Origin of the sequence: Wenjunlia vitaminophila DSM 41686 (genome assembly GCF_000380165.1) — a bacterium.
GTDB lineage: Bacteria > Actinomycetota > Actinomycetes > Streptomycetales > Streptomycetaceae > Wenjunlia > Wenjunlia vitaminophila.
The window spans coordinates 16,546-37,454 of sequence record NZ_KB904713.1 but is presented as its reverse complement, the minus strand read 5'-3'; the positions used below and the strand labels follow the sequence as shown (position 1 = coordinate 37,454).

The window sequence follows — 20,909 nt, the reverse complement described above, 5'->3', positions numbered from 1 at the left end:
CATCTGTTTTGGTCATCCGCCGGCGAGCATGGTCCCGGTCAGCCCGATCACCATCGGGACGACACCGACCAGCAGGAAGGCGGGGAGAAAGCACAACCCCAACGGAGCCGTGGCCAGCACCCCCGCCCTTCGTGCCCGGGCCCGCCCGGTCTGTGCCGCCTCGGCCCTGCACTGCGCGGCCAGTGCCTCGACAGGGCGCACCGGCGGTGCCCCGGACGCACAGGCCCGTTCCATGCGGCGGCCGAGGTCGGCCGCGGCGGGCAGTGTGGACGTGAACCTCGCCCAGCACTGCGCGGGGTCACCGCCGAGCCTCAGCTCGGCACCGACTCTGGTCAGCTGTTCGCCCAGGGGCCCGCCGACGGAGCCCCCCACCGCCTCGGCGGCCTGCCGGGGCCCCGCTCCCGCCGCGAAACAGGCCGCGAGCAGATCCGCCACCAGGGGAAGCTCCCGCCGCACCCGCTCGACGTCCGCGGCCGAACCTCGTTGCGGCGCCCCGACCAAGGCGCCGCGACGCCACCAGGCCAGTACCGCGACGGCGAGCAGCGCCCCGGCGAGCACTCCCTCGGGCCCGCCGACCAACGCCGCGGTGCCGATCCCGGCGGCGGGGGCGCCGAGTGCCGTACCCGGTAGCCCGGACCGGCGACTGGCCCTCCCGGGGAGCCGGTCACGCCACGGGGTGCGCTGCGGCTTCCCGCACCCGGCGAGAGCCCGCACGCGCAGTCGCAGCGCCCTGGACCGCCGGCCCGCCGCCACAGCCGACCAGAGGGCTACGCCACCACAGGACAGCAGTGCCAGCAGCGGCAGCGACCGCAACAACCCGGTCATGCCGCTGCCCTCCGGACGATCCGCGCCGTCCAGGCGAGCCCCAACCCCTGCAAGACGGCACCGAGCACAAGGCAGCCGAGGCCCGCGGGGGTGTGCAGGAGCACTCGAAGCGGCTGCGCCTCCAGGGCGGTACCCAGCAGCAGCCCGACCATCGGCAACGCGGCGAGCAGCGCCGCGGTGGAACGTGGCCCGGCCAACTCGGCCCGCAGCTCGTCGTCCAGCCGCTGCTGCTCCCTCAGCGCCGCCCCCACCCGTTCGACGCCTTCGGCCAGCCCACACCCGCGGTCCACCGCGACCTGCCAGCAGGCGGCCACCCCGGCGAGGCCCTCGGCCCCGGGCGCGCCCGCGGCCCGGCGGAGCGCTGCCGGCACGTCCCCGCCGAACCGAGCCGCCGCCAGCACGCCCACCGCCGCCTCCGACAGCCCCGGCCCGGTCATCCACGGGCTGTCCTCGACCGCTTCGGCGAGCACCTGCTGCGGCGGCCGACCGGTGCGCAGCTCCCCGGCCAGGCCGGAACACAGCTCGACCACACCAGCCCGGCGCCTGGCCGCCTGCCGTTCCCCGGCCCGCCTCCGCAACCACCGCCGAACCAGCGGCACCGCCGCGACACCCGCGAGTGCGGGCAGTGGCGAGCGCGAGAGCAAGGCGACCGCCGCACCGGCGACCACGCATCCCACCTCCCCGGCCCAGCCCCTCGGCCCGTCGGCCAGCCGCCGCCACCCCGACGAGAACGCCCCGCGGTACCGCCCCCACGCCGGGCGGGGCGGCCCCCAGGCCACGGCGGTAGGGCCCGGCCCTGCGGGTCCTGCGCCGGCGACACCCACCCCTGCGACCTCTCTGGCCCCGGTGACCCAGCGGGCCCGCCGCAGCGCCTCGTCCCGCCCGGAGAGCAACCAGGCCGCCGCACCGGCGAGCACCACCCAGGCAGCGGCCGTCCCGGGGCTCACGGGACGTCCCCGCGGCGGCACAGCGACTGGAGCCGCTGCCAGCCGCGCCCCCGGACGATCCGGCCGTCGGCTGGCCACACCACCGCGGGTACGGTGACCACCAGACCGGCGGCGGTGCGCTCCAGCACGTGCAGCTCGGCGACGCGTCGTCTGCCGCCGCGCTCCCGCACGACGTGCACCAGGACGGCGAGCGCCGCGGCCAGTTGGCTGTGCAGGGAGAACCGGTCAAGGCCCGCGGTGGCTCCCAGGGCCTCCAGCCGCGCCGGCACGTCCGCCGCGGCGTTGGCGTGGACAGTTCCACAGCCGCCTTCGTGTCCCGTGTTCAGGGCAGCCAGCAGATCGGTGACCTCCGGCCCGCGGACCTCGCCCACCACCAGCCGGTCCGGGCGCATCCGCAGCGCCTGCCGGACCAGGTCGCGGAGGGTGACCAGCCCGGCGCCCTCCTGGTTGGCGGGCCTGGTCTCGAGCCGCACCACATGGGGATGGGCCGGGCGCAACTCCGCGGAGTCCTCGGCGAGCACGATCCGCTCATCGGGCGCGACCCGCCCCAGCAGGGTGCCGAGCAGCGTGGTCTTGCCGCTGCCCGTCCCGCCGCTGACGAGGAAGGAGAGGCGGGCGTCGAGCACCGCCCCGAGCAGCGCCGCGCCCTGCGCACCCAGCGTTCCCGCGGCGACCAGGTCATCGAGGGTGAACGCCCGGGAGCGGACCACCCGCAGCGACAGGCAGGGGGAGCCCACGGCGACCGGGGGCAGCACCGCGTGCAGCCGCGTGCCGTCAGGCAACCGGGTGTCGACGTAAGGGTGGGCGTCGTCCAGCCGCCGACCCGCGGACATCGCCAGCCGCTGGGCGAGCGAGCGCACCGCTGCTGCGTCCGGGAACCGGACGGGGACCCGTTCCAGCCCGCCGCCCCGGTCGATCCAGACCTGGTCCGGGCCGTTCACCAGCACGTCGGTGACCCGCTCCTGGGCGAGCAGCGGCTCCAGCGGGCCCGCACCGACCATCTCGGACCGCAACGCCCGCACCACCCCGAGCACCGCGGTGTCCCCCAGCAGCCTGCCCTGCGCCCGCAGCGCGGCGGCCACCCGGGCCGGGGTCGGTTCGTCGCCCGCCTCGGCGAGCCGCAGCCGCACGGCGTCAACCAGCGCGGTGTGGTCCTCCCCGCGCGGTGCACCGGGCGCTCCGGTCAGCACGGCCCCGCTCATGCCGCCGCACTCCCCCCGGGCGCCGGGAGCACCTCGCTGAGGAAGGCGGAGCAGAACCGGGCCAGCGGGCCCCGGGCACTGCCGCCGGGGGGCTCCCCGCCGTGCAGCGCGGCGACAAGTCCCGGCTCGGGCGGCAGCTCCCCGGCGAGCCGGAGCCGGAGCATCCCCGCGATGTCCTCGTCCCGCAGTCCGGACGCCACCGGCCCCCGCACCACCACCCGTAGGTCCCCGAGCACCATCCCGACCGTGGACGCCACCCGCCTGGCCGCCGCCACGGCGCGCAGTTCGGAGGGGACCACCAACAGCCCGATGTCCGTCTGGGAGAGTGCCTCTGCCGCCGCGTCATCGACCCGGCGGGGCATGTCCACCACCACGAGCCCGCCGCACCGCCGGGCGGCGCCGAGCACCGAGCGCATCGCCTCGGCAGGCACGGACACCGTGTCGGAGCGGTCCCAGGACAGCACCGCGAGGTCGTGCAGGTGGGGCAGCGACTCCTCCAGCGCGCCACCGTTGACCCGCCCCCGGGAGCCGGCCAGGTCCGGCCAGCGCAGCCCGTCGGTGCGCTCGCCGCCCAGCAGCACGTCGAGGCCACCACCCAGCGGATCGGCGTCCACCAACACGGTGCGCTGGCCGCCACGGGCAGCCGTCACAGCGAGGGCGCACGCCAGCGTGCTCGCCCCGGCTCCGCCCCGGCCGCCGATCACCCCCACGGTGAGCGCCTGCTGTCCCACGCCTTCCGTCGCGTCGGCGATCCGGTCCACCAGCCAGGGCTCGGCATCGGGGAGGAACAGCACGTGGTCCGCGCCGATCTCGACGGCCCTGCGCCAGACGCCCTGGTCGTCCAGGTCCCGACCGATCAGCAGCACCCCACCGCGGCGAGCCCCGCTCACCTCCTCGCCGCGGGCGAGACGAGCCGCCGAGTCGTCCCCGACGAGCACCAGCGGCGCGCTCTCCCAGCTCGCCCGGTGCAGCGGCGACAGCCTGCCGTGGACCACCTCCGGCTCGGCCCCGGCCGCCGCGCACAGGCGTAGTAGGTCGTCGAGGAGCTCCTCGTCCTCGGTGACGATCAGCGTCCTCCCACCGGCGCGCTCACCGGCCGGGACGTCCGGGCCCTTCGGCCTGTCCGGTCCAACCATGGCCCTCCCCCTTCGTCGCGCGCACGGTCGGCGCGCCGGGGATCACGGTGGACCCATTGCCGGTTCTCTCGGGGATCTTGGGCCGTTTCTGGGGACAATTAGCAGCTTGTGGAAAGTCTCGTCACTCAACCGGGTGACTTCACCCACATCCGGGAACACTGTCACTCTTGTCCACGTAGGTCGACACGTACTCGCCGACACGGAGTCCCCGACACGGACAACGTAGCCATTGACACTGCGCCACCGACGGAACACTCATTGCGAGCGCGAACCCACACAACAGACCGCCATCTACACAACAAGCAACCAGTCATCATGGATGAGTAGTCGGATACGCGAGTAGACCGACAAGTAGGACGACAAGTCGCTGGTCACCCAAGGGAAGAAGAATGAGTGGAAGGGCGTGGAAGGGGGAAGTTCACAGGGGAGGAAAAATGCGTCCGGACATGCGACGACCCCCGCCGGGGGGGAGAGCGGGGGTCGTCCCCACGGCCGACTCGGGGGGGGAGGAGTCGGTCCGGGTTAGCACGGTCGCGAACGATCCGTGACTTCCATGGTGTACCCGAGAGCCTTCTCAGGCAAACCCACGCGCCCCAGCTTACGCCGAATGGTGGGCGCCTATCCTCATCCCCGTGGAAAACCACCCCCAACCGCGTGCCGCGGCCTTCTTCGACCTGGACAAGACGGTCATCGCGAAGTCGAGCGCGCTCGCCTTCGGCAGAACCTTCTACCGCGGTGGGCTGATCAACCGCCGCGCCGTACTGCGCACCGCCTACGCGCAGTTCGTCTTCCTGGCGGGAGGGGCCGACCACGACCAGATGGAGGGACTGCGGGAGTACCTCTCCACGTTGTGCCGGGGATGGGACGTCCAGCAGGTCAGGGAAATCATCGCCGAAGCCCTCCACGAACTGATCGATCCCATCATCTACGACGAGGCGGCCTCACTGATCGAGGAGCACCACACCGCGGGACGCGACATTGTGATAGTCAGCACATCGGGCTCGGAGGTCGTGGAACCCATTGGGGAGATGCTCGGCGCCGACCACGTGGTGGCCACCCGGATGGAGGTGGTGGACGGCTGCTACACCGGTGAGATCGAGTACTACGCCTACGCCGAGACCAAGGCCCGGGCCATTGCGGAGCTGGCCGAGAGCGAAGGGTACGACCTTCACCGCAGCTACGCCTACAGCGACTCCATCACCGATCTGCCGATGCTCGAGGCCGTCGGGCACCCCTGCGCCGTCAACCCGGACCGCGCGCTGCGCCGTGAGGCAGTCGCGCGCCAGTGGCCGGTCCTGACCTTCAGCCGCCCGGTCAGGCTGCGCCGCCGGCTCCCCTCGCTCAGCGCCGCACCACCGCTCGCCGTCGCCCTCGCGGCCGTCGGTGCCGCGGTGACCACCGCCGGAGTGGTCTGGTACGCCACCCGCAGGAGAACCCCCACCTGGTGAGCTCGGCGGGGCGCCGGCACCCGGGGCCCGTACCGGGCGTCGCACCAGAGCACGGTGGCATCTCACACCGCACGGCGCACTGGTTCAGGCGGCACCGCGCTGCAGCGCCTCGCACACCGCGGTGGTCTCCCGCACGCCGAGCAGGAGGGCCTCGGCACAGTGGGCGATCCAGGACGCGACACCGTCCGGCGTCCCGGAGGCGTAGGCCTGCAGCGCGCCGGCGTACGCCTCGGCCCCCAGCTCGGCCAGCCCCACCTCCGCCGGGCAGATCGCCTTGGGGTCCAGGCCGGCGGAGACCAGGGTGACACGCTGCGCCGCCCGCGCGACCAGCCCGTCCATCGAACCGAACGGACGCAGCGCCAGCACCTCGCCGTGCACCACCGCGGCCACCACGAGCGCCGGTGCCTCGGTCCCGGCGAGCAGCAACCGGGCCAGCCCGTCCAGCCGCCCCGCCACCTCCTCGGCCGGAGGCGGCGTCAGGAGTCGCGCCGGCGGCGGCGACACGGGTTCCTCCCCGTCCCGACGCGGACGTCCGACCCGGTCGGCATCGAGGGTTCCGCTCGCCGCAAGGAGGTGCAGCCGAGCCAGGGCCTGCAACGGCGCCCGCCGCCAGACCTCCAGCAGGTGCCCGGCTTCCGCGGAGAGCCGCAGTGCCGCGCCGACGAGTTCGGCCTCACCGTGCCCGCCGTCCGCACCGACGGAGAAGTCACTGCGCCGGCGCACCTCCTCCAGCGGCCAGTCCGCCCCCTCACAGGCCGCCGAGGCCCGCGCCCCGCGGAGCGCGGCCTCGGCCGTCACCTCACTGCTCCGTCGACGCATCACCCGGTGTCCGTAGGCCCGGTCCACTGCCTTCCGCACCGACTCCACCGACTCGGTGACGCCCGGCAGCGCTGCCAGGGCGGCAAGAGGGTCGTTGTTACTCATGGGTCCAGACCCTACGCACCTCGGTGTGGGCAGTCCGAGAACCCCCCGATGGAGTGACTCCCCCATGGAGCCGGTAACAATCCGCAGCAATCTCGTTACTATGCCCGTACGTTATGGATACGATAACGGTTGCCAATTCACTTTGGGTGCTCCGCCCCTCGGCGGCGGAACGCACCTCGCCCCCCGTTCAGGGCCGGGTCAGCAGTCCAGGAGCTCATCCATGAAGATCGCCTTCGTCGGCAAGGGCGGCAGCGGCAAGACCACGCTCTCCTCCCTCTTCGTCCGTCACCTCGCCGCCGCCCGGCTCCCCGTGATCGCGGTGGACGCCGACATCAACCAGCACCTCGGCGTCGCGCTCGGCCTGGACGAGCGCGAGGCCGCCGCGTTGCCCGCCATGGGCGCTCACCTGCCGCAGATCAAGGAGTACCTGCGCGGGACCAACCCCCGCATCACCAGCGCCGACGCGATGATCAAGACCACGCCGCCCGGCCGCGGCTCCCGGCTGTTGCGCGTGGTGGAGGCCAACCCCGTCTACGACCTGTGCGCGCGCCCGGTCCCGTTGGACGGCGGCCTGGTGCGTCTGCTGGTCACCGGACCGTTCAACGAGGCCGACCTGGGCGTCGCCTGCTACCACTCCAAGGTGGGCGCCGTCGAGATCTGTCTCAACCACCTCGTGGACGGGCCGGGCGAGTACGTGGTCGTCGACATGACCGCGGGTTCCGACTCGTTCGCCTCCGGCATGTTCACCAGGTTCGACATGACGTTCCTGGTGGCCGAGCCGACCCGCAAGGGCGTGGCGGTGTACCGGCAGTACCAGGAGTACGCCCGTGACTTCGACGTCGCCCTACGGGTGATCGGCAACAAGGTGCAGGGGCCGGACGACCTCGCCTTCCTGCGTGCGGAGGTGGGGGATGACCTGCTGGTGACGGTCGGCCACTCGGACTGGGTGCGTTCGGCGGAGAAGGGGTGCCCGCTCCGCTTCGACGCCCTGGAGGAGCCCAACGCGCGGGCGCTGGCCACGATGCAGGAGGCCGCGGACGCCGCCTACGAGCACCGTGACTGGGACCGGTACACCCGTCAGATGGTGCACTTCCACGTCAAGAACGCGCAGAGCTGGGGCAGCGCCAGGGTGGGGACCGACCTCACCGGCCAGGTGGACCCGGACTTCTGCCTGGGGGAAGCAGCAGCGGCCCTGACCTGACGCGCGCCGGGCGGCCGGCAGCACCCGGCCACGACGAGCCCGTGCCCATGCCGGGGCACCGGCCAGGAGTGCCCGGGTGGGTCCAACCCACCAGTGCCTCGGTGGGCGCACCGCTCCGTGCTGGTGACGGGGCCGGGTACTCCCCGGCCGCAGGTCAGCCCTGCGTGACGTCGCTGGCCGCCGCCCCCAGGAACGTGGACCACTCCGGCTGCTGTCCCACCTCCAGGGTCCGCAGGCGCTCGAGCACCTCGGGGTCCTGTGCGTCCAGCCAGTCGGCGAGTTGCCGGAAGGAGACGCACCGGACCTCCTCCTTGGTGCACACGGTCTTGATGACCTCTTCCACGGCCCGCATGTAGATACCGCCGTTCCACTGTTCGAAGTGGTTGCCGATAAACAGAGGAGCTCGATTGCCCTCATAAACACGTTCGAAACCAGCCAGGAGACCGTCCCTGGTCTGTTGATGCCAGGTGTCGTGCATCGCCGGATCTCCCTGGACACTGCCGGACTGGTTCGCCAGGAAGTTGTAGTCCATGGACAATGTTTCGAACTTCCGCCCGGGGAAGGGGACTTGTTGCAGCGGGAAGTCCCAGATGCCGTCGATCTTCTTGGGCCAGACCTGCAGACCACCAGGGGAACTGGCGTCGTAGCGGAACCCCATCTCCTTGGCGGCGGCAATCAGGTTCTGCTGGCCCTCCAGGCACGGCGCCCGTCCTCCGACGAGTTCCTTCTCGTAATCGAACGGCAGGGGATCGATGTCATCCCGCCCGGTGGTGGTGCGCCACGTGGTGACGAACGACTTGGCCTGATTGATCTCACTCTTCCACTCGGCCGGCGTCCAGGTACCCACTCCGTCATTCGGGCCGCAGAAATGACCGTTGAAATGGGTACCGATCTCGTTTCCCTCCAGCCAGGCGAGCCTGAGCTGTTCCACAGTGGCGACGAGGTTCTCCTCGGAGGTGAATCCGATGTCGGACGATCCGCGGGGATGACGGGGCGGGTCGTAACGGTGCCGTGCGGAATCCGGGAGGAGGTACACGCCGCTGAGGAAGTAGGTCATCGAGGCGCGGTGCCGCTTCCCCAGTTCTCGGAAGTGTGAGAAGAGGTGGTTCCCGTCCTCGCCCGCACCGTCCCAGGAGAAGACCACGAACTGCGGTGGCCGCTCTCCTGGAACGAGACGCTTCACCGTCGGCTGGTTCGGTTGCGGTCCCGTGTCCGCCGTGGACCCGTCGCCGATCGGCTCCGAGCGGCGCTTGCCCGGCTGGTCGTCGGGCGCACCCTGCTGTCCTCGTCCGGGCCGGTCGTGACGGCCGTGCCGGTCCGACGAACCACCGTCCGAGCAGGCGCCGAGCGACGCCAGTACGGTGGCCACGGCGACCGCGGCGATGACAGAAGTGGCCTTCATGGACGTAACCTCGTTCCGGTGCTGCGCGGCTTTCGCACGCCATGTCAACATCTGCTACGCGCCGGCGTGCGCATCACCCACCATTTCTTGCTGGTGCGCGCCCCTCGCGGTTCAACGTGCCACGGCGTTCCGGTGAACCGGCCGCGAGACACGACCCCTCACCGAACACTGTTTTTCGGATAATCGACTTATCTTCACTCGATCGGGCGAATTTCCCTGGATAGCAACACGGCGCACTTACTGAAACATTGACGTGCCATTACTCTTTGTTTACCGAATCTCGGATGGAGACACAGTCCCCCACATCGGTCAACCGACCGACAGGCGCCCCATCCAGGGGCAGCCACGCTCCCGCCGCACCCCCGTGACCCACGGAAGCCACCGCCCCGAGACATCTCTCGGGCTCCAGTGACTGCCCGGGCCGGCTCCGGCCCGGTACCCCCGCCCCGCAGCCTGGGCGCACCAGCCCGGCTGCGCCGCCCCGGAGGAGACGGGACACCATGCACTCTGGCAACACGCCGACCGACGAGCCACCCACCGCCGAACCCCCGCCCGACACCGCCCCCACCCGCGGGACCGGGCCCTCCGCCCGCCGGGCCCCGACCCTCGACGGTCGGCCACCGGCCGGCGGAGGGCGCCACATCCCCGCGCCGCACCGTGCGAACGCGTCACCTGGTACCGAGGAACCACCGCCGAGCAAGCGCGCGCCTCTCGCCAGGACCCTGCCCCGGCGCGCCGACGTGGCCGCCTCGGTGACGGTCTTCCTCATCGCCATCCCGCTGTCCCTCGGCATCGCCCTCGCCACCGGGGCGCCCCTGCAGGCGGGGCTGGTCGCCGCCGCCGTCGGCGGCCTCGTCGTCGGCACGCTCGGAGGCGCACCGCTCCAGGTCAGCGGCCCGGCGGCAGGGCTCACCGTGGTCGTCGCCGACCTGATCAACACCTATGGCTGGCGCACCACCTGCGCCATCACCGTGCTCGCCGGGCTCTCCCAACTCGTCCTCGGCTCGGTGCGGATCGCCCGGGCCGCGCTCGCGGTGTCACCCGCCATCATCCACGGCATGCTCGCCGGGATCGGGGTGACCGTCGCCCTCGCCCAGGCCCACGTCGTGCTCGGAGGCGCCCCTGAGGACTCCGCCCTGGCCAACATCACCGCCCTGCCCGGGCAGCTCCTCGGTCACCATGCCCCGGCCACCACGATCGGTCTCCTCACCGCCGCCGTCCTGCTGCTGTGGCCCCGGTTGCCCGGGCGGTGGGGCGCCGCGCTGCGCAAGGTGCCGGGCGCCCTCGCCGCGGTCGCCCTCGCCACCACGGTCGCCATCGGGTTCGGCCTCGACCTGGCCCTGGTGGAGCTGCCCTCGTGGAACAGCCACGCGCTCCCCGAGACGCCCAGGGGGCCGGCGCTCGGGCTGGTCGCGGCGGTGCTGACGGTGACGTTGGTGGCGAGCGTGGAGTCGCTGCTGTCGGCCGTCGCCATCGACCGGCTGCACCACGGCCCCAGGGCCAACCTCGACCGCGAGCTGCTCGGTCAGGGCGCCGGGAACGTGGTCTCCGGGGCGTTGGGCGGGTTGCCGATCACCGGTGTCGCGGTCCGCAGCACCGCCAACGTCCGGGCCGGCGCACAGACCCGTGCCTCCGCCGTGCTGCACGGCTGCTGGGTGGTCCTCTGCGTCGGTCTGTTCGCGGCACTGCTGGAGCGCATCCCGCTGGCCGCGCTCGCCGCCCTGGTGCTGGTGGTCGGCGTGCAGATGGTGAACCTCCTGCACATGCGGCACGTGTGGCGGCACCGGGAGTTCCCGGTCTACCTGGTCACCGTCGCCGGGGTGATCCTCGGCGGCGTGCTCGAGGGGGTGGCCCTGGGGGTCGCGGTGGCCATGGGTCTGGCGTTGCACCGGCTGGCCAGGACGCGTGTCGTGGTGGCGGCGACCGGCGAGTTCCACCACGTCCAGGTGCGCGGGCAGCTCACCTTCCTCTCCGTGCCCAGGCTGAGCCGCGCGCTGGGGCGCGTCCCGGAGGGCGGGCGGGTCACGTTGGAGCTGCGGGGCTCGTTCATGGACCACGCCGCCTCCGAGTCCCTGCGGGCCTGGCAGACGGGGTACACCGCGCGCGGCGGGTCCGTCGAGGTCTGCGGGTACGCCGGTGATCCCGAGCGACGGGACGTGACGGACGAGGGCCGCCGCCCGTGGACCTCCTGGGCCACCGCCCCGCGGGACCCGGAGCCCCCGGCCGAGGAGCCGGCGAGTGATCCCCTGCTCCTCGGCGGGGTCAGCGCCTTCCAGCGCCACACCGCCCCCCTGGTCCGCGCCGACCTGGCCCGGCTGGCCAGAGAGGGTCAACACCCCTCCCAGCTCTTCCTGACCTGTGCCGACTCCCGGCTGGTCACCAGCATGATCACGTCGAGTGGCCCGGGGGACCTGTTCACCGTGCGCAACGTGGGCAACCTCGTCCCGCTGCCCGGCGAGGAGGTCGGCGACGACTCGGTGGCCGCAGCCATCGAGTACGCCGTGGAGGTGCTGCGGGTCACCAGCGTCACCGTCTGCGGTCACTCCGGCTGTGGCGCCATGCAGGCCCTGGTGGGAGCCGGAACGGAGACCGGCACCCCGCTCGCCAGGTGGTTGCGCCACGGGCTCCCCGGCCTGGACGGGACCGACCGGGCCGCCCCCCGCCTCGACGACCGGCCCACCACCGACCGGGTGGAACGGTTGGCCCTGGTCAACGTGGTCCGTCAGCTCGACCACCTGCGGGCGCACGACTGCGTGGGCCGCAGGCTCCAGGAGGGCGGACTGCGGCTCACCGGAATGTACTTCGACATCCCCAGCGCCCAGGTCTACGTGTTCGACCCGGCGTCCGACACCTTCCAACGGGTGCGGCCCGACCTCGCCGTGGGCTGCCGTCCCGGCTGATCGTCTCCTTCCGCCGGGCCCGGCTCGACCGGCCCGGCGGTCCCCACGGCTTTCGCATGGTGAACCCGGCTTGACCTGCTCACCGCGACAGGTCTAAACCAGTTTCCACCGGTTGCTCTTGTCAGGTTCCCCCTCTCCTGATGAGCTAGCCCGGAGAATCTGGAAGAGCCCCGGAAAGGGAGATGTCGTGAGCAGTGAGAGCCTGGCAAACCTGCTGAAGGAAGAACGGAGGTTCCCGCCCCCGGCCGAGGTGGCAGCCGCCGCGAACGTGACCGCCGAGAGCTATGCGCGCGCGACGGCGGACCGCCTCGCGTTCTGGGCGGAACAGGCACGCAGGCTCACCTGGAGCACGACACCGCAGGAGACGCTGGACTGGTCCAACCCCCCGTTCGCCAAGTGGTTCGCGGACGGAGAGCTGAACGTCGCCTACAACTGTGTGGACCGGCACGTCGAGGCCGGGCTCGGGGACCGGGTCGCCATCCACTTCGAGGGCGAGCCGGGCGACACCCGCACCCTGACCTACGCCGAGTTGCAGCAGGAGGTCTGCAAGGCGGCCAACGCGCTGACGTCGCTGGGCGTCGAGGCGGGCGACCGCGTCGCGATCTACATGCCGATGATCCCGGAGACCGTGGTCGCGATGCTGGCCTGCGCCCGCGTCGGCGCCCCGCACTCGGTGGTCTTCGGTGGGTTCTCCGCCGACGCGCTGGCCACCCGCATCGAGGACGCCGACGCCCGTGTGGTCATCACCGCGGACGGTGGGTACCGGCGCGGCAAGCCCAACGCCCTCAAGCCCGCGGTGGACGAGGCCGTCTCCCGCACGCCCAACGTGCGCAACGTCCTGGTGGTGCGCCGCACGGGGCAGCCGGTGGACTGGACCGAGGGCCGTGACCTGTGGTGGCACGAGACGGTGGACGGCCAGTCCGCCGAGCACACCCCCCGGGCGTTCCCGGCCGAACACCCGCTGTTCATCCTGTACACCTCGGGCACCACCGGCAAGCCCAAGGGAATCCTGCACACCAGCGGCGGCTACCTCACCCAGGTCGCCTACACCCACCACGCGGTGTTCGACCTCAAGCCCGAGACGGACGTCTACTGGTGCACCGCCGACGTGGGCTGGGTGACCGGGCACTCGTACATCGTCTACGGCCCGCTCGCCAACGGCGCCACCGAGGTCCTCTACGAGGGCACCCCGGACACCCCGCACCAGGGCCGCTGGTGGGAGATCGTGCAGAAGTACGGGGTGACGATCCTGTACACCGCGCCGACGGCCATCCGCACCTGCATGAAGTGGGGCGACGACATCCCCGCCCGCTTCGACCTGTCCAGCCTGCGCATCCTCGGATCGGTCGGCGAGCCGATCAACCCCGAGGCGTGGGTGTGGTACCGCAGGACCATCGGTGCGGACCGCACCCCGGTGGTGGACACCTGGTGGCAGACGGAGACCGGCGCCATCATGATCAGCCCGCTGCCGGGGGTCACCGCGGCCAAGCCGGGTTCCGCACAGGTGCCGCTGCCGGGGATCGCCGCCACCGTGGTGGACGAGGAGGCGAACGAGGTGCCCAACGGCTCCGGCGGTTACCTCGTCCTCAGTGAGCCCTGGCCGTCGATGCTCCGCACCATCTGGGGCGACGACCAGCGTTACCTGGACACCTACTGGTCGCGCTTCGAGAACCGGTACTTCGCCGGCGACGGAGCGAAGAAGGACGAGGACGGCGACATCTGGCTGCTCGGCCGGGTGGACGACGTGATGCTGGTCTCCGGGCACAACATCTCCACCACCGAGGTGGAGTCGGCCCTGGTCTCCCACCCCAAGGTGGCCGAGGCGGCCGTGGTCGGCGCCGCGGACCCGACGACCGGGCAGGCCATCGTGGCGTTCGTCATACTCCGCGGCTCCGCGGCCGAGGACGACGGTCTCACCGAGGAACTGCGGGCGCACGTGGGCCAGGCCCTCGGTCCGATCGCCAAGCCGAAGCGGGTCCTGGCGGTCGCCGAGCTGCCCAAGACGCGTTCCGGCAAGATCATGCGCCGGCTGCTGCGCAACGTGGCCGAGAACAAGGAGCTCGGTGACGTCACCACGCTGACCGACACCACGGTCATGGACCTGATCCAGGCGAAGCTGCCGCACGCGTCCTCCTCCGAGGGCTGACCGGGCCGGCCCGGCCCGGGAGTGAGCCCGATGCCGGCGGGNCACCTCCGGATACGTCTCCGGAGGTGCCCGCCCCGGGCACCGGCATCCACGCCGGCCAGCAACCGGTTCGGCACTCCTCCCGCCGCCGCCGCGTCCGGTAGGCTGCCGAGAAACGTTCCTCCACGACACACTCCTCAACAGGCGCGCCGGGAAGTCTGGTCGGCACGACCACTGCCCACGCCCTCACAGCGGTCAACGCTGAAGGAGGTAGTCGCGCCTTGCTCCGGAAGTTGTTCACCCGCCCGTCCCGCGTCCACCACGACACCGGTCACCGGGCCCCGCAGGAGCAGCCGTCACGCCGGTCCGTCTTCCTCGGCCGCCTCCCACTGCCCGAGCGGGCCTTCGTCGCCGACGCGCTGCGCACCGAGACGGTGGGCGGCGTCCTGCTGCTGGTGGCAGCGGTCGCCGCACTGGTCCTGGCCAACACCGGGCTGAGCGGCGGCTACGCCGACGTGCGGGACTTCCACCTGGGGCCGGAGTCACTGCACCTGCACCTGTCGATCGCCGACTGGGCCAAGGACGGCCTGCTGACCATCTTCTTCTTCGTCGCCGGCATCGAACTCAAACGCGAACTGGTCGCCGGGGAGCTCCGCAACCCGGCCGCCGCCGTACTGCCGGTGATCGCCGCCGTCTGCGGCATGGCGGTACCCGCCCTGGTGTACGTCACCACCACCGCGGCCGGAGGCGGTGCCACCGGTGGCTGGGCGATCCCGACCGCCACCGACATCGCCTTCGCGCTCGCCGTGCTCGCCGTGCTCGGCACCGCGCTGCCCTCCGCCCTGCGCGCGTTCCTCCTGACCCTGGCGGTGGTGGACGACCTCGGCGCCATCCTGGTCATCGCCGTCTTCTACACCGCGGAGGTGCACTTCCTGCCCCTGCTCGGAGCGTTCGCCGGCCTGCTGCTGTTCTGGCTGCTCCTGCGCACCGGCGTGCGCGGGTGGTACCTCTACGTCCCGCTCGGGGTGGTCATCTGGGCACTGATGCACGCCAGCGGGGTGCACGCCACGGTGGCGGGGGTGGCGATGGGGCTGATGTTGCGCTGCGTCAGGCGCGAGGGTGAGCAGCGATCACCGGGGGAGCACATCGAGCACCTGGTCAGGCCGGTCTCGGCCGGGTTCGTGGTTCCGGTGTTCGCGCTCTTCGCGGCGGGGGTCGCCATCTCCGGTGACGCCCTCGGCACGGTGTTCACCGAGCCGGAACCGCTGGGCGTGGTCCTCGGTCTCGTCGTCGGCAAGACCCTGGGCGTGTTCTGCGGGACCTGGCTGGCGGCGCGGTTCACCCGGGCAGAACTCAACCCGGAGCTGAAGTGGGCGGACGTCTTCGCCGTGGCCGCCCTGGCGGGGATCGGGTTCACCGTCTCGCTGCTCATCGGGGAGCTCGCCTTCCCCGACGACCCCGCGACGGTCGAACACGCCAAGGCCGCGGTGCTGGTGGGCTCGCTCATCGCCGCCCTGACCGCCGGAGCGCTGATCAGGGCCCGCAACCGGCGCTACCGGGAGCTGGCCGAGGAGGAGGAGCGGGACGAGGACCACAACGGCATCCCCGACGTGTACGAGCAGGACGACCCGCAGTGGCACGCCCGGATGGCCGAGTTGTACGCGGCCAGGGCCGCCGCCCACCGTGGGCTGGCCGACCAGGCCCGCGACCGGGCACCGCGGGACGACGCCCCGCCCACCGAGCGGTCCGGCGGCCAGCAGGGCGAGCGGGACGTGCCCCGGGACGGCACGGACACGCCGCAGGACGAGCAATAGGGGCCGTCGGGTGGCCCCCGGTTCATCCCTTTGGGCATGATCGAGGTGCTCCCGTGTGCCCGTCCCCCGACGGACCGCCCGCCCACTCACCCACGGAGACTCCCCGATGACCGCTGCCGACAACGGGTCGGCCCCGACCGCCGACCACTCCCGCATGGACAGCTCGTTCGCCGCCCTGGTGACCAAGGCCACGGTCGAGATCTCGGACCTGGTGCACGACGAGATCGCCTTGGCCAAGGCCGAACTGCGCCGGGACGCCAAGTGGTCGGGAATCGTTGGCGGTGCCCTGGCCGTGGTCGGGGTGCTGGTGGCGTTCGCCCTGCCGGTGCTGAGCTTCGCCGCGGCCTACGGCCTGCACGCCCTCGGTCTGGGTCTGGGCTGGTCGTTCCTGATCGTCGGCAGCGGGTACCTGCTCGTCGCGCTGGTCGTCGCGCTCTTCGCCGCGCGTGCGGTGAAGCGGATCACGTTCGCCCGGCGGAGCATCGCCTCGGTCAAGGAGACCGCCGCGACCCTGCGCACCGTGCGGCCGCGCTCCGGCGAACCACAGCCGTGATCCGTGGCCGCACCGGCAACGACGACCACCGCCCGGCCCCGCTGGGGGCCTCCCCGTGGTGAGCGAAGCCGGTGCCGGCTGTGACAGGCTGCCAGCATGTCCGATGCTGATACCTCGTTGGTGCGGCTCGACGGCCCCTGGACCCATCGGGACGTGGCCGCCAACGGGGCCAGGTTCCACATCACCGAGGCCGGTGAGGGCCCGCTGGTCCTGCTGCTGCACGGCTTCCCCCAGTTCTGGTGGGCCTGGCGGCACCAACTGACCGCGCTCGCCGACGCGGGCTACCGCGCGGTGGCCATGGACCTGCGCGGAGTGGGCGGCAGTGACCGCACGCCGCGCGGCTACGACCCGGTCAACCTGGCGTTGGACGTCTGCGGGGTGATCCGCTCCCTGGGCGAGCACGACGCCGCCCTGGTCGGGCACGACCTCGGCGGGTACCTGGCCTGGACCGCCGCGGTGATGCGCCCCAAGCTGATCCGCCGGCTCGCCGTGTGCTCGATGCCGCACCCGCGTCGCTGGCGCTCCGCGATGGTCAAGGACCCGCGGCAGACCGCGGCCGGCTCCTACGTCCTGGGTTTCCAACGCCCCTGGGTCCCCGAGCGGCAGCTCGTGGCGGACGACGCGGCCCTGGTCGGACGGATCGTCCATGACTGGTCAGGGCCCCGCAAGCCCCGGGAGGAGACGCTGTGGACGTACCGGCGGGCCATCCAGATCCCCAGCACCGCACACTGCTCGATCGAGCCCTACCGCTGGATGGTGCGCTCCCTGCTGCGCCCTGACGGGTTCCAGTTCAACCGGCGGATGCGCCGTCCCGTCCGTGTCCCGACCCTGCACCTGCACGGGTCACTCGATCCGGTGATGCGCACCCGCAGCGCGGCCGGATCGAGTCAGTACGTCGAGGCTCCCTACCGCTGGCGGCTGTTCGAGGGCCTCGGCCACTTCCCGCCCGAGGAGGACCCGGTGGTGTTCTCGACCGAGCTGGTCAACTGGCTGAAGGACCCCGAACCGGACCGCTGAGTTCCTTCGAACAGCATTGCGGTGCTGGTCAGAAGGGGGTACATAGGTCAGCCGCATAGTCCGATTGGCGGTGCCGGGAGCGGTTACCAACGCCACGGTCCGGGCACAACCGGGGGTATGGGCTGGACGCACGACTACCGTGACGTGTCACACGACCACCGCCGTGCCGGGAACCACGCGGCCTCGTTGGCGGACCCGCCGGAGCGCAGGGAAGACGTGGTCGAAGGAAACCGCCTGGGCGCTCCCCCGGTGGGCATCCCCCGCATCATCGGGCGGCGTGCCCGGTGGATGACGGCCCGTCTGCGGCACGCGCGCAGCGACTGACCCCAGTACGGGCGCCACCACCCCGGCGGGTCCCGGGCCGGCCGCTACAGGGCGCAGTCCTGGGTGTCCACCGGGCCCTGGGCCCGCAGGCCCGCCTCCGCTTCCTCGCGCACCTCGTCCGCGGTCAGCGCGTAACCCGTCTCGTCGTCATCCAGCGACTTGGCGAAGATGACCCCGTAGACGTCGCCCTGCGGCGTGAGCAGCGGACCGCCCGAATTGCCCTGGCGGACGAGCGCGAAGAGCGAGTACACGTCACGGTGGACCGTGCCGCGGTGGTAGATGTCCGGGCCGGACGCCTCGAGGCGCCCCCGCAGGCGGGCCGCCCGCACGTCGAACGAGCCGTTCTCCGGGAACCCCACGACGATCGCGTCGTCCCTGGCCACGGCGTCGTCGGTGGCGAAGTCCAGCGTGGGGTGGTCGTCGCCGAGCGAGGGCACGTCCAGGACGGCGATGTCCTTCTCCCAGTCGTACAGCACCACGGTGGCGTCGAGGAGCCTGCCCTCCCCGCCGATCTGCACGGTCGGCTCGTCCACGCCGCCCACCACGTGCGCGTTGGTCATCACCCGGTGCGGGGCGTACACGAAGCCGGTGCCCTCGAGCACCTTGTCGCAGCCCGACGCGGTACCCATCACCTTGACCACGCTCTGCTTGGCCCGCGCCACCACCGGGCTCCCGGTCAGGGCCGGGTCGGGTGCGGGAACGTCGGTGATGGGCTCGTTCTGGAACGGTTGGAAGACCTGCGGGAGCCCGTTCTGCGCCAGCACCGAGCTGAAGTCCGCGAACCAGGAGTTGGCCTGCTGCGGTATCACGTCGGACACACCTGCCAGCACCCGGGAGGCCCGCACCTCCCGACCGATGGTGGGCAGCGTGGTGACCGCCAGCGCCGAGCCGAGGAGCCAGGCGACCACCAGCATCGCCAGCACGTTGACCAGCGCGCCGCCGGTGGCGTCCAGCGCCCTGGCGGGCTGCCAGGTGATGTGCTCGCGGACCTGGCTGCCGAGCTGGGTGGTGAGGGCCTGGCCCACCGACGCGAAGACGATCACGATCACGACCGCCAGCACCGGCACCACCGAGCTGTCCGAGTTCCCCTCGGCGACCCGGTCCCAGACCAGGGGCAGCAGCAGGACGGCCAGTATCCCGCCGCCGAGGAAGCCGACCACGGACAGGATGCCGACGACGAACCCCTGGCGGTAGCCGATCACTGCGAACCACCCGGCGGCGAGCAGCAGCAGGATGTCCAGCACGTTCACTTTCCGCGGCTCCCTCGGCGGAGCACTCCTCGGGCCCCGTCCCGGGCGTCGAGCCGCAGGGCGTCGGCGGACAGCTCGACCTCCCGGCCGCGGTCCCAGGGGCGCTCCAGTTCGGAGTAGTGCAGTACCCGGTCGATGACCCCACCGGTGAACCCCCACACCAGGGAGTCCCCCAACAGGAAGCCGGGACCCCGGTGGCCGCTCGGGTGGCGGACCAGCACCCGGTTGTCCGGGTCGACCAGCTCGCTCAGCGGGACCCGCATCACCGCCGCCACCTCCGCCCGGTCCACCGGGGCCACCGGAGTGGGGTCGCGCCACCAGGCGAGGACCGGGGTGACCACGAAGTCACTCACCGGGATGTACAGCCGGGGCAGCGCCGCGAACACCTGCACCCCGTCCCGACGCAGGCCCGTCTCCTCCTCGGCCTCGCGCAACGCCGCCACCAGCGGCCCCTCACCCTCCGGGTCACCGTCCGGGGGGTCCAGTGCCCCGCCGGGGAACGACACCTGGCCGGCGTGCGAGCGAAGTTCCCTGGCGCGTTCGATCAGCAGCAGATCGGGGCCGCGCGCCCCCTCGCCGAAAAGCATCAGCACCGCCGAGGCGCGGCCCCCGCGTTCCGGGGGCAGGAACCGGCTGAGCTGCTCGGGCCGCACCGTCCGGGCCGCGTCGGCGACCGGGAGCAGCCACCGCGGCAGGCCCTCAGCGGTGACCCGCACCCCACCCGCGGTGGTCACTGCCGCTCCTCCGGGCCGTCGGCCGGGGCCCCGTCGGCTGCCGGCAGGGCAGCCACCGGACGGCCGGAAGCCGACGGGGGAGCCAGCGGCGGGGCCGGCTCGCCCGGGTAGTTCGCCGGCGGTTTGAGGCGCTGCCCCGGCTGACCGCCGAGCTCGTACTTCAACAGCTTCCGGGCCTTCTCCGGGTCGGTCTCGCCCTCGCCGTAGGAGGGGCACAGCGGGGCGATCGGGCAGGCCCCGCAGGCGGGCTTGCGCGAGTGGCAGGTCCGGCGGCCGTGGAAGACGACGCGGTGCGAGAGCATCACCCACTCGCTCTTCGGGAAGAGCGCGCCGACCTCCGCCTCGACCCGGTCCGGATCGTCCTGGGCGGTCCACCGCCAACGCCGTGCCAGCCGCCCGAAGTGGGTGTCCACGGTGATGCCGGGCACCCCGAAGGCGTTGCCCAGGACGACGTTGGCCGTCTTGCGCCCGACTCCGGGCAGGGTGACCAGGTCCTCGATGCGGCCGGGGACCCGGCCGTCGAACTGGTCCCGCAGGGCGGTGCAGAGCCCCAGCAGCGACTTGGCCTTGGCCCGGAAGAAGCCGGTCGGCCGGATGAGCTGCTCCAGTTCCTCCGGGTCCGCCGCCGCCAGGTCGTCCGGCGTGGGGTAGCGGGCGAAGAGGCCGGGTGTGACCTGGTTCACCCGCAGGTCGGTGGTCTGCGCGGAGAGCACCGTGGCCACGAGCAACTGGAAGGGGTTCTCGAAGTCCAGCTCCGGGTGCGCGTAGGGGTAGAGCTCGGCGAGCTCCCGGTTGATCCGCCGCGCCCGGCGTACCAGCGCGAGACGCGACTCGGGCTTGGGCCTCCGCCCGCCGCCCGGCCTGCTGGCGCCCTGTTCGCCCACGGCTGAATCCACATTGCCTCCTTCACCCGACCGGCCGCCCCACCGTGCCGCGCAGGCACTTTGGGCACTCAGTCAGCCTACGTGCTCGCCCTGACCACACGGCTTTGCACGCGAGAACCCACTCCAACCGGCCCCCTGTGCACCCACCCGCCCCGTCGTACGTCAAACTTGTGACTGATCGCACTGTTTTACCGTTGGGTATGAGGGGGGTTTCCCCCGCTAG

General features: G+C 72.2%; 17 protein-coding genes. 8 read left to right on the top strand and 9 right to left on the bottom strand.

Annotated elements, in window-relative coordinates; translation table 11 throughout:
* Positions 1–12: 12 nt before the first annotated feature.
* The 4 genes from A3IG_RS0124120 to ssd are packed head-to-tail and all read right to left on the bottom strand — an operon-like array spanning position 13 to position 4,110.
* Positions 13–825 (bottom strand): type II secretion system F family protein, encoded by an 813-nt coding sequence (locus A3IG_RS0124120; protein ID WP_018386167.1) that lies wholly within the window; start codon positions 823–825, stop codon positions 13–15.
* Complete coding sequence (locus A3IG_RS0124115) at positions 822–1,772, bottom strand: type II secretion system F family protein (protein ID WP_018386166.1); 951 nt, start codon at positions 1,770–1,772, stop codon at positions 822–824. The genes A3IG_RS0124120 and A3IG_RS0124115 overlap by 4 nt, the downstream gene beginning before the upstream one ends.
* Positions 1,769–2,974, bottom strand: coding sequence for a TadA family conjugal transfer-associated ATPase (locus A3IG_RS0124110; RefSeq protein ID WP_018386165.1), 1,206 nt, complete (start codon positions 2,972–2,974; stop codon positions 1,769–1,771). The genes A3IG_RS0124115 and A3IG_RS0124110 overlap by 4 nt, the downstream gene beginning before the upstream one ends.
* Complete coding sequence (gene ssd / locus A3IG_RS0124105) at positions 2,971–4,110, bottom strand: septum site-determining protein Ssd (RefSeq protein ID WP_018386164.1); 1,140 nt, start codon at positions 4,108–4,110, stop codon at positions 2,971–2,973. The genes A3IG_RS0124110 and ssd overlap by 4 nt, the downstream gene beginning before the upstream one ends.
* A 620-nt stretch (positions 4,111–4,730) precedes the next feature.
* Here ssd and A3IG_RS0124100 point away from each other — a divergent pair.
* Entirely contained in the window at positions 4,731–5,558 is an 828-nt protein-coding gene (locus A3IG_RS0124100; protein ID WP_040912223.1) for an HAD family hydrolase, read from the top strand.
* 84 nt (positions 5,559–5,642) lie between these two features.
* Here the strand turns inward: A3IG_RS0124100 and A3IG_RS0124095 are convergent, their stop codons facing one another.
* Entirely contained in the window at positions 5,643–6,482 is an 840-nt protein-coding gene (locus tag A3IG_RS0124095) for a Fic family protein (protein ID WP_018386162.1), read from the bottom strand.
* 220 nt (positions 6,483–6,702) lie between these two features.
* On the opposite strand from A3IG_RS0124095, the gene A3IG_RS0124090 reads away from it, so the two are divergent.
* The gene (locus A3IG_RS0124090; RefSeq protein ID WP_018386161.1) at positions 6,703–7,683 is read left to right on the top strand and encodes an ATP-binding protein; all 981 of its coding nucleotides are present in this window, start codon (positions 6,703–6,705) and stop codon (positions 7,681–7,683) included.
* A gap of 154 nt (positions 7,684–7,837) precedes the next feature.
* Here the strand turns inward: A3IG_RS0124090 and A3IG_RS0124085 are convergent, their stop codons facing one another.
* Positions 7,838–9,085, bottom strand: a complete 1,248-nt coding sequence (locus tag A3IG_RS0124085; RefSeq protein WP_018386160.1) for a polysaccharide deacetylase family protein — start codon at positions 9,083–9,085, stop codon at positions 7,838–7,840.
* A gap of 500 nt (positions 9,086–9,585) precedes the next feature.
* Here A3IG_RS0124085 and A3IG_RS31110 point away from each other — a divergent pair, with 500 nt between their 5' ends.
* From A3IG_RS31110 to A3IG_RS0124055, 6 genes are all read left to right on the top strand, one after another.
* Complete coding sequence (locus tag A3IG_RS31110; RefSeq protein WP_018386159.1) at positions 9,586–11,985, top strand: SulP family inorganic anion transporter; 2,400 nt, start codon at positions 9,586–9,588, stop codon at positions 11,983–11,985.
* A gap of 187 nt (positions 11,986–12,172) precedes the next feature.
* The gene (gene acs, locus A3IG_RS0124075; RefSeq protein WP_018386158.1) at positions 12,173–14,131 is read left to right on the top strand and encodes an acetate--CoA ligase; all 1,959 of its coding nucleotides are present in this window, start codon (positions 12,173–12,175) and stop codon (positions 14,129–14,131) included.
* A 260-nt stretch (positions 14,132–14,391) separates the two neighbouring features.
* Positions 14,392–15,924 carry a Na+/H+ antiporter NhaA gene (gene nhaA, locus A3IG_RS0124070; protein ID WP_018386157.1) on the top strand — a complete coding sequence of 511 codons (1,533 nt, stop codon included), beginning with the start codon at positions 14,392–14,394 and terminating at the stop codon, positions 15,922–15,924.
* A gap of 106 nt (positions 15,925–16,030) precedes the next feature.
* Positions 16,031–16,477 carry a phage holin family protein gene (locus A3IG_RS31105; RefSeq protein ID WP_018386156.1) on the top strand — a complete coding sequence of 149 codons (447 nt, stop codon included), beginning with the start codon at positions 16,031–16,033 and terminating at the stop codon, positions 16,475–16,477.
* 96 nt (positions 16,478–16,573) lie between these two features.
* A complete protein-coding gene (locus tag A3IG_RS0124060) occupies positions 16,574–17,494 on the top strand; it encodes an alpha/beta fold hydrolase (protein ID WP_026220607.1) in 921 nt (306 codons plus the stop codon).
* A 117-nt stretch (positions 17,495–17,611) separates the two neighbouring features.
* Positions 17,612–17,818, top strand: coding sequence for a hypothetical protein (locus A3IG_RS0124055; protein ID WP_018386154.1), 207 nt, complete (start codon positions 17,612–17,614; stop codon positions 17,816–17,818).
* A 44-nt stretch (positions 17,819–17,862) separates the two neighbouring features.
* On the opposite strand, the gene A3IG_RS0124050 is transcribed toward A3IG_RS0124055, so the two are convergent.
* Genes A3IG_RS0124050 through nth form a run of 3 tightly spaced genes read right to left on the bottom strand, consistent with a single transcriptional unit; the run spans position 17,863 to position 20,698 of the window.
* A complete protein-coding gene (locus tag A3IG_RS0124050; protein ID WP_018386153.1) occupies positions 17,863–19,068 on the bottom strand; it encodes a MarP family serine protease in 1,206 nt (401 codons plus the stop codon).
* Positions 19,065–19,802, bottom strand: a complete 738-nt coding sequence (locus A3IG_RS31100; protein ID WP_018386152.1) for an NUDIX hydrolase — start codon at positions 19,800–19,802, stop codon at positions 19,065–19,067. Before A3IG_RS31100 ends, A3IG_RS0124050 begins: the two co-directional genes overlap by 4 nt.
* Positions 19,799–20,698 (bottom strand): endonuclease III, encoded by a 900-nt coding sequence (gene nth, locus A3IG_RS31095; RefSeq protein WP_236719244.1) that lies wholly within the window; start codon positions 20,696–20,698, stop codon positions 19,799–19,801. Before nth ends, A3IG_RS31100 begins: the two co-directional genes overlap by 4 nt.
* Between the last annotated feature and the right edge of the window lie 211 nt (positions 20,699–20,909).